General features: G+C 53.9%; 12 protein-coding genes. 8 read left to right on the forward strand and 4 right to left on the reverse strand.

Translation table 11 applies throughout. The annotated features are described in order from the left end of the window. Positions 1 to 283 precede the first annotated feature (283 nt). From Q371_RS19030 to Q371_RS19040, 3 genes are read right to left on the reverse strand one after another with little or no spacing between them, the layout of a single operon-like run. Positions 284 to 985 carry a HesA/MoeB/ThiF family protein gene (locus tag Q371_RS19030; RefSeq protein ID WP_034343430.1) on the reverse strand — a complete coding sequence of 234 codons (702 nt, stop codon included), beginning with the start codon at positions 983 to 985 and terminating at the stop codon, positions 284 to 286. Between the two features lie 4 nt (positions 986 to 989). After that, positions 990 to 1,178 (reverse strand): hypothetical protein, encoded by a 189-nt coding sequence (locus Q371_RS19035; RefSeq protein WP_034343433.1) that lies wholly within the window; start codon positions 1,176 to 1,178, stop codon positions 990 to 992. 20 nt (positions 1,179 to 1,198) lie between these two features. After that, positions 1,199 to 3,757: an FtsX-like permease family protein gene (locus Q371_RS19040; protein WP_169743888.1), complete on the reverse strand. Its 2,559-nt coding sequence runs from the start codon at positions 3,755 to 3,757 to the stop codon at positions 1,199 to 1,201. A 242-nt stretch (positions 3,758 to 3,999) separates the two neighbouring features. Between Q371_RS19040 and Q371_RS19045 the strand changes: the two genes are divergently transcribed. The 3 genes from Q371_RS19045 (at position 4,000) to Q371_RS19055 (ending at position 8,467) form a co-directional block, all read left to right on the forward strand. Further along, on the forward strand, positions 4,000 to 4,554 hold the full coding sequence (locus tag Q371_RS19045) for a glycerol-3-phosphate acyltransferase (protein ID WP_034343439.1): 555 nt from the start codon (positions 4,000 to 4,002) through the stop codon (positions 4,552 to 4,554). After that, positions 4,551 to 6,710: a hypothetical protein gene (locus Q371_RS19050; protein ID WP_034343441.1), complete on the forward strand. Its 2,160-nt coding sequence runs from the start codon at positions 4,551 to 4,553 to the stop codon at positions 6,708 to 6,710. Before Q371_RS19045 ends, Q371_RS19050 begins: the two co-directional genes overlap by 4 nt. A 95-nt stretch (positions 6,711 to 6,805) precedes the next feature. Continuing rightward, positions 6,806 to 8,467, forward strand: coding sequence for a stalk domain-containing protein (locus Q371_RS19055; RefSeq protein WP_157442825.1), 1,662 nt, complete (start codon positions 6,806 to 6,808; stop codon positions 8,465 to 8,467). Between the two features lie 56 nt (positions 8,468 to 8,523). Here the strand turns inward: Q371_RS19055 and nagZ are convergent, their stop codons facing one another. Further along, entirely contained in the window at positions 8,524 to 10,041 is a 1,518-nt protein-coding gene (nagZ, locus tag Q371_RS19060) for a beta-N-acetylhexosaminidase (protein ID WP_034343443.1), read from the reverse strand. Positions 10,042 to 10,237: 196 nt separating this feature from the next. Between nagZ and Q371_RS19065 the strand changes: the two genes are divergently transcribed. From Q371_RS19065 to Q371_RS19085, 5 genes are all read left to right on the forward strand, one after another. Next, positions 10,238 to 11,500 carry an ABC transporter substrate-binding protein gene (locus Q371_RS19065; RefSeq protein WP_034343445.1) on the forward strand — a complete coding sequence of 421 codons (1,263 nt, stop codon included), beginning with the start codon at positions 10,238 to 10,240 and terminating at the stop codon, positions 11,498 to 11,500. Positions 11,501 to 11,614: 114 nt separating this feature from the next. Beyond that, on the forward strand, positions 11,615 to 12,514 hold the full coding sequence (locus Q371_RS19070) for a carbohydrate ABC transporter permease (RefSeq protein ID WP_034343447.1): 900 nt from the start codon (positions 11,615 to 11,617) through the stop codon (positions 12,512 to 12,514). Beyond that, complete coding sequence (locus Q371_RS19075; protein ID WP_051964813.1) at positions 12,511 to 13,473, forward strand: carbohydrate ABC transporter permease; 963 nt, start codon at positions 12,511 to 12,513, stop codon at positions 13,471 to 13,473. The genes Q371_RS19070 and Q371_RS19075 overlap by 4 nt, the downstream gene beginning before the upstream one ends. Before the next feature lie 151 nt (positions 13,474 to 13,624). Beyond that, positions 13,625 to 14,650 carry an EpsG family protein gene (locus Q371_RS19080; RefSeq protein WP_084571538.1) on the forward strand — a complete coding sequence of 342 codons (1,026 nt, stop codon included), beginning with the start codon at positions 13,625 to 13,627 and terminating at the stop codon, positions 14,648 to 14,650. A 235-nt stretch (positions 14,651 to 14,885) separates the two neighbouring features. Next, the gene (locus Q371_RS19085; RefSeq protein ID WP_034343451.1) at positions 14,886 to 16,244 is read left to right on the forward strand and encodes a UDP-glucose dehydrogenase family protein; all 1,359 of its coding nucleotides are present in this window, start codon (positions 14,886 to 14,888) and stop codon (positions 16,242 to 16,244) included. Positions 16,245 to 16,317 lie beyond the last annotated feature (73 nt).

Genomic DNA, 16,317 nt, shown 5'->3' on the forward strand with positions numbered 1-16,317 from the left:
GACCCCACGGGTGGACAGCAGGGTATACAGCTCTGGGGTGACCGGCTGGAGTTGGCTGGAAGGGGCGGGCAACAGGACAGTGGGGACAGCGTATACGTATTCCATCTCGGGGTATTTTAACGGAAGGGGCTTTGCCCCGCCGAGGGCAAAAAAGCTTTGGCTAAAGCTTTTCGGAAAAACAAATCCCCTTGACTCGTTTTTATACGTATTGCAAGATGCTCTCGGCTCTCGGCTCTCGGCTCTCGGCTCTCGGCTCTCGGCTCTCGGCTCTCGGCTCTCGGCCTCAAGGCAATTTAATAACCCGTGCCGTCCCCTCCAGAGCATCAAACGTCCAGAGCTTCCCGACCAAGGGTGTCCCCAGTCCAGTCAGGATTTTCAGGGCCTCCAGAGCCATCATGCTGCCTGCGATGCCCAGCATGGGGCCAATGACGCCGATGGTGTCGCAGTTGTCTTGTGTTGGGGGGGGCTCAGGAAAAATCCTTCTGAGGTTCCGTTCTGGTGTGAACACACTGAGCATGGCTTCAAAGCTCTGGGCTGCACTCCACACCCAGGTTTTTCCAAGCTTCACACAGGTGTCGTTGACCAGATAACGGGTGGCAAAGTTGTCTGCGCAGTCGAGCACCAGATCAAACCCAGAGATGACCTCCTCGGCCTGCTCTGGAAGCAGTTTGTTCAGGGTTTTGATTTTGATTTGTGGATTGAGTTGCTGCAGTTGGCTGGCGGCCACCCGGGTTTTGGGTTGTCCGATGTCTGCACTGCGGTACAGGATCTGCCTTTGCAGGTTGCTGAGGCTCACCACGTCAAAGTCACACAGGCCGATGGTGCCCACCCCAGCGCCAGCCAGATAGGTCATGGCGGGGGTGCCCAGTCCTCCGGCCCCAACCAGCAGCACAGAAGACCCGAGCAGTTTCTCTTGATGCTCTGGGCTGAAACCCTCCAGCAGGAGTTGACGGCTGTAACGCTGAATCTCGGGACGGGTCAACATGGGTTCAGTCAGAATCTCCCTTTCCTCTGCGAATCATGATGTTGGCCAGTGCGCTGAAGATGCAGAACACCACAATCACAGGGATCAGCCAGGTCATGGCTCCGGGTTGGTCTTTGAACACATAAATCAGTACACCAATGGTGATCAGGCTGCTCATGATTTGTGCAATGGTGATGAGGGTGGTTTGATTCATGGCTGCATTATAGTAGAGCCTCAGTTCTCTGCGCTGGTTCTTAAAGCTTCTGCGGGGCTGACTTTGGCTGCACGTCTGGCCGGCAGGAATGCAGCCAGAATGCCGACCACTGGACTGGCCATGATGGCAATCATGAACAGGGTCACAGGATACACCGGACTGACCCGGTATCCGGTCAGGCTGTTGGAAGAGGCGGTGATCACCTGACTGAGCGCCAGACCCCCGAGCACACCCAGCAGGGTGCCCATCACCACCACCACAATGCCTTCGGTGAACACCGAGCGCATGAGTTCTTCGCGTTTGAGTCCCAGAGCCCTCAAGACTGCCATTTCATGCATGCGTTCTGAGAGGTTCATTCCAAGGGTGTTGGCGACCCCCAGAGCAGCAATGATGACCGCCAGAACCAGCAAACTGTTGGTGCTGCCAAAGAACCGACTGGTGGTGTCCAGAATGGCTTTTTTGTAGTCTTCGTTGTACTGGATGTCCAGATACAGATTGGGGAAGGTCTTCTTGAGGTCCGCTCCCAGAGCTTTGGGATCCTGTCCGTTTGCAGTGAGCACGTAAAGCTCGGGGGATCCTCCGCCAAACAGGGCAAGGTCGCGGGTCGAGGCAATGAAGGTTTCTCCGGCACTGGTGTAATCAATCACGATGCCCAGCACTTTGAATTCCGTCCAGCCTTCGGTGGTTCTCAGGGTGACCCGGTCTCCGGGTTTCACGTTGTAACGGTCTGCAATGGTTCCAGAGGCATAAACGGCCCGACCTTTGTAGAAATCCTGAATGGTGCTTTCCAGAGAACCTTCCACAAATTGCAGTTTCCCTGCCCCGATGGATGGATCGTACCGCTCTGGATCGGTGAGCACGATGCTGGCATTTCGGGGTCTGCCTGAAGGGGGTTGGTAGCGGGCAATTCTCACGCCCACGGCACTGATTTCGGAGAGGTTGGGGTATTTTTGCTTGAGCTGGGCTTTGAAATCTGCAGGAAAAGGGGTGGCTGCAGCCACGAACATGTCTCCGATGATGGTGGTTTCCACCCACGATTCAATGCTGCGGTTGATGCCTGAGACCATTCCACCCACGCCCACCGTCAGACCGATGCCCAGAGCCACTGCACCAATCGCCACCCCGTTTCGGGCTCTGGACCGCAAAACCGCTCCGAGTCCCAGTCGTGCTGGAACCCCCATCAGGGAGGTGAGGATGGGTTCAAAAACCTTGCGTGCAGGATAGAGCAAACTCGGGGCCACCAGAGCGATGCCCACAAAGGTCAGGGCCATGGAGGTGCTGGCTGCGGTCAGGGTCCAGGCACGGGGATAGGAAAGCACCGAAAGTGCAAGGCCGCTGCCAAGGACCACCACACCCACCCAGAAGGGAAGGCCTTTTCCTGCATCCACGGCACCTCTGGCAGCGACCATGGGAGCCACACTGGAGGCGGCTCTGGCCGGTCCAGAGGCAGCGGCAAAGGTGGTCAGGGTGCCCACCAGACTGGCCATCAGGACTTTTTCATAAGGCAATTGCAGGGTCGTGAAGGGAAACTGCAGCAGGTAAGCATTGAAGGCCGTGATGGCTGCAGCAATCGCAATGCCCAGAGCCACACCGACCAGAACGCCAAGCACACTGATCACTGCAGCTTCCAGATAACTGATTTTCAGCACTTGTCCCCTTGTGAAACCGAGGGTTCTGAGCAGGGCAAATTCACGGTGCCGTTCCACCACCGAAGCAGCAAAGGTGTTGTAGGCTAGAAAACCCGCCAGAGCCATCAAGGTGGCAGCCAGCACCTCAAGACCACTTTGAACGGTTTGCACCAGTCCATTGGACACCTGACCCCGTCCAGCGGGATACAGCACACTGAAGGTCTCGGGCAAGTCCTGCTCCAGTTGCAGGCGCACATCTTCTGCATTGGCTCCTCTGGAGAGGATCAAGCCCACATAACTGACCCGTCCTTGCAGGTAGGTGACTTCCTGCAGGTCGTTCAAATTGGCCACGCCCACCTGACCGGCATTCAGGCTGGAAACCCCTCCATCGGTTTTGAGGGTGCCCACCACTTTCAAGTTGAAATTGCCTGTGGGGGCGACAAAAGTCAGGGTGTCTCCCAGCTCAAGGCGTTCCTGCGCAGCAAAAGACTGGCTGACAGCGATGCCCATGGATCCTTTTTCAGGGAGTTGCCCTGAAGACAGTTTGACAGGCAAATCCTCTGGTTTTTCGGTCTGTTGACCGCTGATCAAAAAGCCGCCCTGCACGCCGGGCACGATCGGACGGGTGTATCCTTTGGCCTCATTTTTCAGGACAGCATAATATTCGAGGGTTTGCAGGGTGCTCTGCACCGCTTTTTCCTGTTTCAGGCTGTTCAATACCTGCTGGGAATCGATCACTGCCCTGCCCGAGGCCCCTGGAGCCACAATCAGTTCGGCCTTGCCACTGGCAGCAGAGAACACCGATTGCAGGTTGGCGTTGATGTTGTCTCCCACCGTGACGGTGCCGAGCACTGCAGCGATGCCCACAGCAACGCCCAGAACGGTGGCCAGAGTGCGCCAGAAATGACGGAACAGGTTCTTCAGGGTATAGGAGAGCAGCACATCCGTCACTATAACGGGTTTGGGGTTGGTTTTTTGTGGACTGGAGAGACATTGTGCTGGGAGCCGAGGGCCAAGGGCAGGATGCTCTTGCTTGGCCAAAAGGGTCAAGGCCATGGATCAGACTGCAAGCTTTAGCAAATGCCTTTCTGATGCCCCCGGCCCTCGGCTCTCGGCCACTGGGAGAGGCCCACTGAGACCTCAAAAAGCCTTCTGCCTTCTGCTTTCTGCCTTCCGCCCTATACAATGCGTGTGTGTCTGTGCTCATCTGCGTGCTCGCCTACCTGATCGGGTCCCTGGGTTTCGGGATCATCTATTCCCGCTTCAGGGGAGAGGACATCCGCCAAAAAGATGCGCCCGGAGGAAGTGGAGTGTACCGCCAATACGGTCTCACTGCAGCCATTCTGGTCTCTGTTTTGGACATTCTCAAAGGGGTTCTGGCGGTTGGACTGGCCCAGCAATTCGCCCCAGAGGTGGCTTGGCTTGCTGCTGGACTGGTGGTGCTCGGGCACAATTTTCCGGTGTTCTTCCGTTTTGATGGCGGAGGAGGCATTGCTCCATTGCTGGGGGCTTTGCTGGTGCATGCTCCCCAGACCTTGCTGGTGGCCCTCGGGCTCACAGCAGTGGCGATTCCTGTGTACAAGTTTGTGCTGCAAAAGCACGTCAAATTCAATGTGCTTCCTGCCATCTCGGTGATGGTGTTGCCTGTTGTGCTGGTGTACGCTTACCTCCAGCAATCGGGCTTTCTCGCACTGTTGGCCATTGTGGTTGCGATGGCCCTCAGAATTCCCTTCAGCCTGAAACCATGAAACGACTCCTGACTGTTCTGCTGTTGCTCATTTCCCTCGCCCATGCCCAGACCGCTGTTCCACAGGCCCAATTGGCCGGACGGACCTTGCAGGGGGTGGTGAACGGCATCACCCAGTGGAGCGTGAATTACCCCATCGAACTCGGGAACCTGATGGAACCCCTGCAATTCAATGGCAAGGTGTACATCCCCATCGGCAGCATGCTGGACTGCCTGAATGTGGACTCGGGCATCGTCGAGAAGCGCTGGTTTTTTCCAGCCCCCATCACCCAGATGGAACCCACCGAGTCGGGCATCCTGATCATGGTGGACCACGGACAGGGGGTGCGTGAAAACTTCACCTTGCAAAACGATGCCATTCAGGAACGTCTGGTTTATCCTCCGCGCAAAGAAACTTTGCAGGGTTTGGAACGCCGTGCCCGTCTGGGCCTCAGCGAAGACCCCATGAAAGCTGCTTCTTTGAGGGTGATGCAGCAACTGGAAGCCAGAGTGCGTCAGGACCCCCTCAACCCCTTTCTGTCGGTGTTCATTGCCAGACAGCACCTGTTGAAAAAAGAATACGATCTGGCCCAGCAGTCCCTTGCCGATGCCTTGCGTGCCGAAGTGCCTTTCTTTGTTTCTGTGCGCATGGCGGTTTTGCTGGACAACATGGGGGCGCCAGAGTCTGCCAATCAGGCACTCACGCAGGCCAAAATGAGCTGGGCCGCTCTGGGCTACGATCCGGCGGTGCCTGTGTCTGCTGAGGCATGGGAAGCTTATGGAAATGCCCTCTGGTATTCCCGTTACCTGCTCAAGCAAAGCCGGGTGGAGCGTGCCGGGGTCTGGTTCAAGTTCTTGCGTGAAATCTCCCCGAGGTTCGAAGACCATGGTCGCACCTACGAGCAGTATGCCAACTGGTTGGATGAGCAAGGACGCACCGGTGAGGCGATTGGCTGGCGCAATGTGGAACGTGAACTGGCCAGCACGTCGTTGTTTTCTCTGGGTGAGCATGCCCTCTTGAAAATCAGGGATGTGGCCCGTCTCACGGTGTTCACTTTGGTGGTGGGTTATTTGATCATCTGGATCACCCTGCATTTGCGTTATCTGGGCATGCAATACCGTGAATTGCAGCCCTATGGCGGATTGTTCAGTGGCTTCAAAAACCCTTTGATGCGCTTCAGGCATGTGATTTTTGCTTATGCCACCTTCTCCGAAAAGCTGGTGGTGCTTACCCTTTCCTTGCTGTGCGTGCTGGCTCTGGGGGTATGGGGCTGGGCAGATCGGGCACAGCAGGCCACAGGCAATGCAGCGCTCAACATGGGAACCTATGGTGGAGTGTGGTTTTACAGCCAACTGGACAACATTTCGGCCACCAACACCCAGGAAGCGTCTTTCATCCGGGGGGTGGCGGTTCAACTCGATGGAGACCAGAGCCGTGCTCTGGAACTCTACGAACAAGCCCCAAATGTTGCGGGTTCCCTCAACAATCAGGGCGTCATGGCAGAAGGTCGGGCCGATGAGAAAGCCGCCAGCAATGCTTACCGTGAAGCCCTCACGCTGGATCCGAATCTGGTGGCAGCGGCTTACAACCTGCAACTGGGCCCGAGCGGTTTTGAGACCACCTTCCATTCCATTTACCACACTGGACCCCGTCTGGCCTTTCCCACGGATGTGGAGCGCATGCGTGCCGTCAGCCCGGACTTTGCCTCGGAAGCCAACAGTTTTTTCCGCAACCCATGGACCTACCTGATGGCTTTGCCCACCGGGCTGAATGTGTACGTGCAGGCCCTCTGGGTGACGTGGTTGCTGGGTTCAACCCTGCTCACAGTGCTGTTTTTCATGGTGCCCAGACCACGTTCGGCACGAAAAGAAACCCGCCCCTGGCCTTTCCGCATCATCACGGTGCTGTTGCCCGGTGCAGGTTTGATTGATGAGGTGTGGGGCTTGATGCTGCTGATTCCTTTTGTGGTGGTGTGTCTGGTGTTGGCTCTGGACTACTGGGGTTACCGGTTTGTGTACCTGTATCAGGACATCAACCTCAACCTGATGTTTGGTCTCCTGATCGGGGTGTATGCTGTCAATCTGGTGGCTCTGGTCTTTGAAGAGTTTGCCTATTACCGCAGAAAACACCGCCGGCTCCTCAAGAATTCCCCAGAGGTCAAGTCACCCACGCAGTAAGGGCCTGTTTCAAGACAGGCTTGAGGCCTTTCACATCCACAAGAAAACGCACTTGCTAGACTACTGGGGTGCGTTTTTTCCTGACTTTTTTCTGCATGTTGCTTTTTTCTGGAAGTTTGGCTTTTCAGGTGGGCAGCCAGCAACTGGTCCTGACCGTGGGTGAAAAGCAAGCTTATCTGAATGGATCCATCACAGAACTGGATCCCCCTGCCCGAGTGCTCTCTGGACGCACCATGTTGCCGGTCAGGGCTCTGGCCCAGAGGCTCGGCCTGAACATCATGGGACCGGAAGAAGGCACCCTCAAGATCGGAGATCTGATTTACCGTACCCGTGAGAACACAGGTTTGCTGCGTGGAAATCCCATTGATCCACAAGCCTTGCAAATGATCGACCGGGTGCTGTACATCAATGCCCGTGTGCTGGCAGATGCTCTGGGGGCCACCTTGCTCTTTTCGGAGGAAGGCAGAACCCTCACCCTGACCACCAACCTGCCTCGAAACATTGATGTGGCCTTGCCTCAAGCCCGCTTCCTGACCAGCAAAGCAACCTATGCCATTGGCGAGAAAATCCAGTATCTGGACTATTCTTTCGATCCAGAGGGAACCCCGCTGGTCAACCGACGCTGGACCAACCGGCAAGAGGCCTTTTTCACGGCTGGACCGCAAACCATCAGCTTGCAGGTGGTGAACGACCGGGGCCGCACCTCTGCCACTTACACCCGGACCATTCAGATTTCCGAGGAGGTCAAAGAAAGCCCTCTGAGTTATGCCCTGAAAAATCAACCTGTGGGCACCACCTTCAAAGACGATGCCATTCTGACCTATCCTGTGCTGCCTCTGCTTCCTTTGCCTTCTGAGACACGCACCCTGATGTTCAGCGATTCCCCAGAGCAGGTGGACACCAGTGGCATCCTGTACCGGGATGACCTGACTGGAAAGACCCGGATTCTGGCGTACCACATGAATGCCTCTCAAAGACCTGCAAGGCTGTTCATTCAGGTCCGCAACATCGGGCTCTCCGAAGGCAAAGCCACCATAGAACGTCTGGGTGAAACCGCTCCAACCCGAGTGGAAACCACCCTCGGACAGGGAACCCTGCTGGACTTTTATGCTGGATCCAACAGCAGTGTGCTCACTTTGCCGGTGACCAGTTGGATGACCCTGTATTCATCACCCACCCTCCCACCCGGAGGTGGGGTCAATGTGATGATGGATGTGGAGTTCAGCACCCGCACGCAGGTCAGCATTTTCATGCTCATGGATGGAGACACCCCGGACAACCTGATGGTCCTGCGTCCCGATGGCAAGCACCAGAGGGGCACCTTCCCCGGTGCGGTGCGTGAGTTGCAGGCCAATGTCACCACGTTGCCTGCCCGTCTGGTGCTCGGTGATGACAAAGTGGACCAGCCCCTGATCGGTCTGGATGCCACCACCCTGAACACTGTGGTCTTGAAAGGCAATTATGGTTTGCTGTACCGGATTTCTCTGGTGGGCTTGCCCGACCACGCGGTTGGAGCCCTGTCTCCCAGAGGAGGACTCTACAAAGGGGCCTTGCATGTGGATGAGGCTCCAGTGGCCCTGCCAGAGTCTGGTGTGCTGACCCGCCCGAATTACCCCATCCTGTTCAGCCGTGGAGGGGTGAAAACGCTGGAGTTCATACCGGCCAGTGGTTCCAATTTGCCGGTCAATCTGGTGTTTTACCCCACCCGTGCACAGGAGCCGCTTTCTCCAGCACCTCCTGTGACCAGCAAAAAATAAATCTTGTGCTGTCCTGTTGACAAAAGGCCCATTTCAGGGCCTTTTGTCGTGGTCATTCAGAAGCGAACGGGCAGCTTTCCAGCAGGGTGTTTGCCCTGCAAAGCTTCGGTGAGGGCTTGCAAAGCATTGTCCCTGAAGCCGTAAGTGATCAGGGCAGGCAACCCGAGTTGCATCACCTGATATGGGTTCCAGAGCGCCAGATGCAAGATCGGCACCTGCTGTTTTTGGATGTCCTGCACCAGCAGCAACTCGTTTTCATTGAGGAGTTCTCTGGCAGTGCCACCCAGCAAAACATTTGGGTGGGTCTGCAAAAGGCTTTGCAGTTCAGCACGCACGCTTAAAGGAGCATCCTGAGGATAGGTCAGCAGGGTTAGTTCAGGGTAAATGCCTTTCAGATGCTGGTAAAGGTGCTCGGGTTTGAGGGTGTCTTCGTAAGCACCCCCCACGGAAAGTTGCTCTGGGCACAGCAATAACACGGGTTTGTGGGCATCAGGCAGGCTCTGGAGATGGTGTTCTGTGAGGGCCTGACGTGCAGCTTCCAGCATCAATTCCTCATCTGCTGCCCTCTGGTCTTCAGGGTAGGGCAGAGGAGTGCAGGGAAATTGAACCCCAAAACGGGCCATCCGCTGCTCGCTGCGTTCCAGCAGTTCAGGGTCCAGGGTGCCGTCCTCAATGGCTCTGGCGATGGCTTCCACCTGCTTGCGTTGCAGTTCAAGGTCATTGACGCACAACACCAGATCTGCCCCTGCATTGAGGGCTTTGATGGCAGCCTGCCCCCCTTCGTACTGTCTGGAAATGGCATGCATGTCCATGGCATCCGTCACGATCAGGCCATCGTAGCCCCAGTTTTCACGCAGCAATCCGGTCAGGATCTTTTCAGAAAGGGTGGCCGGATTTTCGCTGTCCAGAGCAGGGAAGACGATGTGGGCGGTCATCATGGAGCCCACGTGGGCTTCGGCGGCTTTCTGGAAGGGATGCAGTTCGGTTTTGAGCAGTTCCACCAGAGGCTTGTCCACGGTTGGCAGGGCAAGGTGGCTGTCGAGGTGCGTGTCTCCGTGACCGGGGAAGTGCTTGACGCTGGCCATCACCCCGGCTTCTTCCAGACCCAGAGCCCAGTTCACCCCATGCAGGGCGACTGCCTCAGGATCGCTGCCAAAGCTGCGGTCTCCAATCATGGGATTCAGGGGATTCACATTGACATCCAGAGAAGGTGCGTAATTCCAGTTGATGCCGTATGAGCGCAAACCTCGTCCCACTGCTGCCCCCACCTGTCTGCTCAGTTCCGGGTTGGCGGTTGCCCCCAGAGCCATCGCGGAAGGGGCTTGTGGGGTGTCCAGAATGCGCAGCACTGCTCCACCCTCCTGATCGATGGCAATCAGGGCCTGATCCCCAAGCACCTCACGGAGGTCTTGCATCAGGGTCTGCAACTGTTCAGAGGACTGCACATTGCGCCGGAACAGACAGATGCCTTTGAACTGGTACTTGGACAGAAATGCTCTGGTTTGGGGGTCCAGTGTGGGCCCTGGAAGGTCTACGATCATGTGCTGACCGGCACGCTTGTGAACGTCACTCATCTCACCATCTCCTTGCTCGGGTAATACCTAAACAATACCACTTTAGAACAGGGGCTTGAAAAAATCCATAATTGGTATTAAATTGGTTTTATCAAGCACGGCTGACGCCACACAACCACTGCCACATCAACCCACCTGTTGGGTGAACGTCGTGTAAAGAGAACTTGCAACTGCAAGATTCAAGGGGAGGAAAGACATGCTGAAAAAAGCTTTAATGGTCAGTGCCGCACTCGGGATGGGTCTGGGATTCGCCCAGCAGAAAGTGGAAATTGAATTCTGGAGCTGGTACCTCAGCCCCAAATTCGACAATTACCTCAAAGACACCATCAAAGACTTTGAGGCCAAAAACCCCGGCATCACCGTCAAATGGTTCGACAAACAAGACACCATGGTGCAGGACCTGATCGCCTCCATCAACCTCGGCAAAGCCCCCGATGTGGTCAACCTCAACATCCCTGACACCTTCTCTGCCGCCCAAAACGGCTTCCTGACCGACATCAGCACCCTCACCCCCATGAGCGAACTGAAAAGCCAGTTCTGGGACAACCCCCTCAACAACTTCACCGTCAATGGAAAACCCTACGGCTACCCCTGGTACGGCTGGCTCAACGAAGGTGTGATGGTCTACAACAGCGATCTGGTCAAAAAAGCCGGATACACCGAAAAAACCCTGCCCAAAACCAACGACCAGCTGCTGGCTTTCGCCAAAAAAGTCAAAGACCGCACCGGCCAGTACGGCTGGATCCCCAACTTCATCGATGCTGGCGGCGCCCCCCTGTTCCACGGTTTCTTCTACGCCGATGGCCTTCCCATCTACGATGAGAAAACCGGCAAAGCCCAGTTCACTTCCAGCAAGCACGTTGCCCTGCTGAAAAAATACGTGGACATGTACAAACAGGGCTACTTCCCCGAGGACATGCTCCGCAAAGAAGCCTTCCAGCTCAGCATGGAACTGTACAACCAAGGCAAACTGGCCAGCATTGTCGGTGGTCCCCAGGCCCTGACCCGCATCAAAGATGCCAACAAGGACCTGTACGGCAAAACCAAAGTGGCAGAGGCTCCCTTGGGCAAATCAGGTCGCGCCACCGGTGGTGGAATGGACCTCGTGATTCCTGCTGCCTCCAAGCACAAGAAAGAAGCTGCCCAGTTCGCCGAGTTCCTCTCCAACAACATCAACCAGATGAAGTTCGCCAAAATCGTGGCCATCGTGCCCACCTCCAAAGGCGCTGAAAAGGATCCCTTCTTCAAACAAGAATCCAACGATCCCATCATTCAGGCCAGCGGAATGGTCGGTGCTTCCGGACGCTTCATCGACCCCGGCTTCAACCCTCCCAAAAACTCCTCCGTGCTGTACAAGAACCTGGTGGACAACCTCGAAGCCGCTTTCCTCGGCAAGAAAACCCCCAAACAGGCTCTGGATGACGCCGCTGCCTTCTGGAACGCCAACGTCAACAAATAAACCCGTCTGAGTGAAAAACCACAGGAGGATCAAAAGCGGCAACGCTTTTGGTCCTCTCGCCCAGAAAAAGCGGGTGTAACATCAATGTACACCCCAGCAACCAGGAGAAGTCCCATGCAAAACAAAACCCGCACAGCCCTGATTGCCTACGCGTTTCTCGCACCGGCCCTGATCCTGCTGGCTGTCTTCACCTTCTATCCGGTGATTTACGGAAGCTACCTCGGATTCACCGAGTACAAGGCCGCCAATTTTGCTGCTGGAGAAGCTCCCAGATTCATCGGATTGCAGAACTTCATCAACCTTTTTCAAGACGAACTTTTTCTGAAGGGTTTGTGGAACTCGGTCAAGTACATTGCCATTGTTCCTGCCCTGCAAATTGCAGCTCTGGCCATTGCAGTGGCCGTCAACCGCAAGTTGCCGTTCATGTCTTTTTTCCGTGCAGCCTACTACATTCCGGTCATCACCTCGATTGCCACTGCTGCAGTGATGTGGGACTGGATTTTTCAAAAAGAAGGCACCCTGAACTGGGTCCTGATGGGTCTCAACTTCATAAACGAGAAAACCGCTTTTGGCTGGCTCAACAACGAACACACGGCCATCTGGGCCTTGATGCTGGTCACCTTCTGGCGCGGGTTTGGTTATTACATGGTGCTGTACATGGGTGGCTTGCAGGCCGTTCCAGAGGAAGTGGAAGAAGCCGCTTATCTGGACGGTGCAACCCCCTTCCAGACGTTCTGGCTGGTGATTGTTCCCATGATGCGTCCCACCCTGCTGCTGTGCAGCTTGCTCTCCACATTTGCAGCCATTCGCGTGCTGGATGAGGTGGTTGCCTTGACCCCCGGTGGCGGCCCCCTCAACAGCACCTACACCGCCCTGATGTACGTGTACCAGAAAGCTTTTGACGGCTTCAATTTCGACTACGGAATGGCTTCTGCTGCAGGACTGATCATTGCTGTGCTGGGCATTGGGCTTTCCGTGGTGCAATTCCGCCTCAACAAGGAGGACCGCGCATGAGCGTCACCCAAAAACGGTCTGTACAGGATGAACACAAAAAAGCCGTGATTCGGGCCAAAAACCGCCGATTTGTGAACACTTTCCTGGTGTATGCCTTCTTGATTGTGGTGCTGGTGTTTGCGGTCTTTCCCTTCATGTGGACCCTTGCCATCTCTTTCACCGACAAGAGCGCCACAGGTGGGGTCAGCATCTACGATTTCCCTGGCAGCCTGTTTCCCAAACAGGTCACGTTCAACAACTTTGTTGAGGTGTTCACCCAGCTGAAGATTGCCCAACCCTTCTGGAACTCTGTGGTCATCAGCCTGCTGACCGTGGTGGGCACCTTGCTGGTTTCAGCGACAGCGGCTTACCCTCTGGCACGGATGGAGTTCCCCCTCAAGAACATCATTTTCAGTGCCATCATCGCCACACTGGTGCTTCCCACCGAAACCGCTTTTATTGTCAACACCATGACCCTCAAAGCACTGGCCCAGCTTCCGGTGATCGGTGGCAACAATTGCTTTGCGCCAGATGGCATTGCCCCTTACGTCTGCCAGGGATTGGGCACCTACTGGTCGGTGGTGTTGCCCACCATTGCCACAGGCTTTGGCATCTTCCTCTTGCGCCAGTCTTACCTCTCCATTCCTCAAGCCCTCCTTGAAGCTGCGCGCATCGACGGGGCCACCGAGATGCAGATCCTCTGGCGCATCATGATTCCCCTCTCAATGCCTGCCATGACCGCTCTGGGCATCTTCACGCTGGTCAACACCTGGAACGCCTACGTGTGGCCCAAGATTGCGCTGCTCGGAGCACAAAATCTGGAGCCCATGTCCATTGCCGTTCTGAAGTTGAAAGGCCAGTACAACTTTGATCCTTTCAACATTGCAGCAGGTGCGGTGATCATGATGATTCCCATTCTGATCGTGTTCCTGTCCGCCCAGAAACTGTTCCTCAGGGGGCTTGATGGGGCAGTGAAGTAAACCTGAAGATGGTTTGACCAGAGGGGGAGCTGCATCCAGTTTGTGGCTTCCTCTCTGACTTCACACTTGAAATAAGCGTTTGTGGGACGCAATAAAAATCATTTGTGTTCGATTTTGTTGCAAAAAGGTTAAATCTGGGTATCATCTTACTATGCAACTGGACCATCCCCGTGCTCTGCCTTCAGAACGAAAAAAAGCCACACCTGTGATGGTTGTTGGGATCTTTTTCTTGTTGTTGACCCTGCTGATTGTGAGTTTCTCGATCCAGGACACTTTCAACATCAATCCAACTTCAGATCTTTATATTTATAATTTGCTTTACAATTCTGCTGATTTTTTTGAATTGAGCGACTTTGTTTCCAATATGCCATATGAGCCTCTTTTTTTGGTTTTTGTTAAAGGTTTTAGTGCCATAGGTTTACCGCTCAGCGTGTTCCTGATGACATTAAGTGTGTTTTTCTATCTGTCATTGTATAACTTATTTTTGAGATTTGCTCCAGGATGGTATACCACAATGGGTATTCTTTTGGTGGTCAGCATATATTTCCCATTTAACTATTCTTTAAACCAAATTGTGATCAGGCAAGGATGGGCAGTCTGCTTCTTGTTTTATGCTCTGGCATTTTTATTCAATCATATCAATTCAAAAGGGAAAGAAAAGATCAAAAATTTCGTGCTGTTCTTTATTTTTGGGGTGCTGGCTGTTCTGTTTCACTATTCTGCTCTTGTGGTATTGGTGTTGGCGTTTTTTTCCTTGAGGATAAAGCCAAAATACATGATCATGATATGGATGTTCACTGCAATATCTTATGTTGTTGATCATATTGGTCTGCAGGGAATCCTCAGGGCATATTTGTACCCACTTGTTGAAGCAAACTCTTCACTTCGCGTAGACATCAGCACTTATCAGATTGGATTTAAGCTTAACTTTTTTGTGCTCAGTTCAATTCCATTTGTGCTGTGGATGATTGCCACCAGAAGGGGTGTGGCTTCTCAGGGTTTCAACCAGATCATGTCGGTGTATTTGGCTGTCAATGCCTTTTCCATGTTGCTGAGTTTGATGCCCTACCACGACCGCTTTTTCACATATGGATGGGTGCTGATACCCATTGTGATGGCAAGTTTCGTGTACGAGATGGGGTACGTGCAGCGGGCAAGGATGATGGCAAAAGCTTGAAGGATGGATGCACCATCGTACAAAAAAATAAACGACACTGAACGGTATTCTCATCTTATCTTAATGTTAGATATTTGTTTTTTGGCTTGAGGGTCGAGTGTGGTCCAAGACGGCAAATTTTTTGATTGGTGTAGAAGATGCATCGGGCAGGGGGACCGTCTTTTCCCCGGGTAGAAATAGACACCATCACGCGGTTTTTACAAATTGGGTGATATGGTAGAGGTTGTGAGGTCATATGCAGATAGGAATCATAGGCACCGGTTATGTAGGTTTGACCACAAGTTTGGCTTTTGCTTACATTGGTCATCAGGTTTATGCGATTGATAAGGACCCCCGCAAGGTAGAGATGCTCCAGAGGGGCGAGCCCCCCATCCACGAAGAAGGCCTTCGTGAGCTTCTGCATTTGACCCGATCCCAGTTGGTTCCCACCGTGGATTATGCAGGTCTGGCAGACTGCAAAGTGATTTTCATTGCAGTGGGAACCCCCACCACACCCAGTGGAGAAGCAGACACGACTTATTTGGAACAAGCGGTCATTGAACTTGCTGGTGTTTTGAAACCAGATGAAGTGTACCATCTGGTTGTCAAATCAACAGTTCCAATCGGTACGAACCGCAAAGTGCAAACCCTGCTCAGGAATGAGTTGAAGAAACTGGGCAAGAACACAGAAGTGAGCATTGGCTCCAATCCTGAGTTTTTGCGTGAAGGTTTTGCACTTTATGACACTTTCTACCCTGATCGCGTCGTTGTGGGGGCCCACAACCGTGAATTCTTCAATGTGATGCGAGAGCTTTACGACCCAATCCTGGAACAAACCTTTGAAGCTCCAGAGTTCTTGCCCAGACCTTCCAGTTATCACCTGCCTCCTTTGATCACCACTGAACCGACAAGTGCAGAAATGATCAAGTATGCAGCCAATGCGTTTCTGGCCCTCAAAATCAGTTACATCAATGAGGTTGCAGGCCTTTGTGAGCGTGTGGGTGCAGATGTGATGGAAGTCTCCAGAGGCATTGGTCTGGACGAGCGAATCGGTTCGCGTTTTCTTCAAGCAGGGATTGGTTGGGGTGGAAGTTGCTTTCCAAAAGACACCCGGGCCCTGAACGCCATTGCCAGTGAGTACAGCTATGATCTGGACATCGTGACAGCGGCCATGCGGGTGAATGAGCGTCAGATTCAGCACATTCTGGAAAAGATTCAGGGCGAGTACAAGGTGATCCGGGGTTTGCAAATTGCCATTCTGGGTGCAGCCTTTAAACCCAACACAGACGATACAAGGGATTCTCCTGGCATCAAACTGGCACAAGAGCTTTGCCGCAAAGGGGCTTATGTGCGCATGCATGATCCCATCGCTCGGGTGGACTTCTCCAGGCTGGAAGACTGTGAAAATGTCCAGCAATGTGATGGTCTGGCAGAGACCATTGATGGCTCTGATGTGGTGGTGATTGCCACAGAGTGGAGGGATTACATCAACCAGGACTGGAACCATCTTTTGAAGTCCAGCACCATTTTGATCGATGGTCGCAACTGTCTGGCAAAGTATCCTTTTGAATCCCACATCAAATACCATGGCATTGGGCGGGGCAACAGAAGATAAATGCGTAAGGCTTTGACTGTTTTCAAAAAACTGCTGTCTTCAGATCATTTTTTATACCTGGGCTTCAAAAGTC

It is taken from the genome of Deinococcus misasensis DSM 22328 (genome assembly GCF_000745915.1).
Lineage (GTDB): Bacteria > Deinococcota > Deinococci > Deinococcales > Deinococcaceae > Deinococcus_C > Deinococcus_C misasensis.

What these genes read in the sequence shown, in the direction of transcription:
- Q371_RS19030 (WP_034343430.1), bottom strand. Translation starts at nt 985, where the DNA reads ATGTTGACCCGTCCCGAGATTCAGCGTTACAGCCGTCAACTCCTGCTG.
- Q371_RS19035 (WP_034343433.1), bottom strand. Translation starts at nt 1,178, where the DNA reads ATGAATCAAACCACCCTCATCACCATTGCACAAATCATGAGCAGCCTG.
- Q371_RS19050 (WP_034343441.1), top strand. Translation starts at nt 4,551, where the DNA reads ATGAAACGACTCCTGACTGTTCTGCTGTTGCTCATTTCCCTCGCCCAT.
- Q371_RS19055 (WP_157442825.1), top strand. Translation starts at nt 6,806, where the DNA reads ATGTTGCTTTTTTCTGGAAGTTTGGCTTTTCAGGTGGGCAGCCAGCAA.
- nagZ (WP_034343443.1), bottom strand. Translation starts at nt 10,041, where the DNA reads ATGAGTGACGTTCACAAGCGTGCCGGTCAGCACATGATCGTAGACCTT.
- Q371_RS19065 (WP_034343445.1), top strand. Translation starts at nt 10,238, where the DNA reads ATGCTGAAAAAAGCTTTAATGGTCAGTGCCGCACTCGGGATGGGTCTG.
- Q371_RS19070 (WP_034343447.1), top strand. Translation starts at nt 11,615, where the DNA reads ATGCAAAACAAAACCCGCACAGCCCTGATTGCCTACGCGTTTCTCGCA.
- Q371_RS19075 (WP_051964813.1), top strand. Translation starts at nt 12,511, where the DNA reads ATGAGCGTCACCCAAAAACGGTCTGTACAGGATGAACACAAAAAAGCC.
- Q371_RS19080 (WP_084571538.1), top strand. Translation starts at nt 13,625, where the DNA reads ATGCAACTGGACCATCCCCGTGCTCTGCCTTCAGAACGAAAAAAAGCC.
- Q371_RS19085 (WP_034343451.1), top strand. Translation starts at nt 14,886, where the DNA reads ATGCAGATAGGAATCATAGGCACCGGTTATGTAGGTTTGACCACAAGT.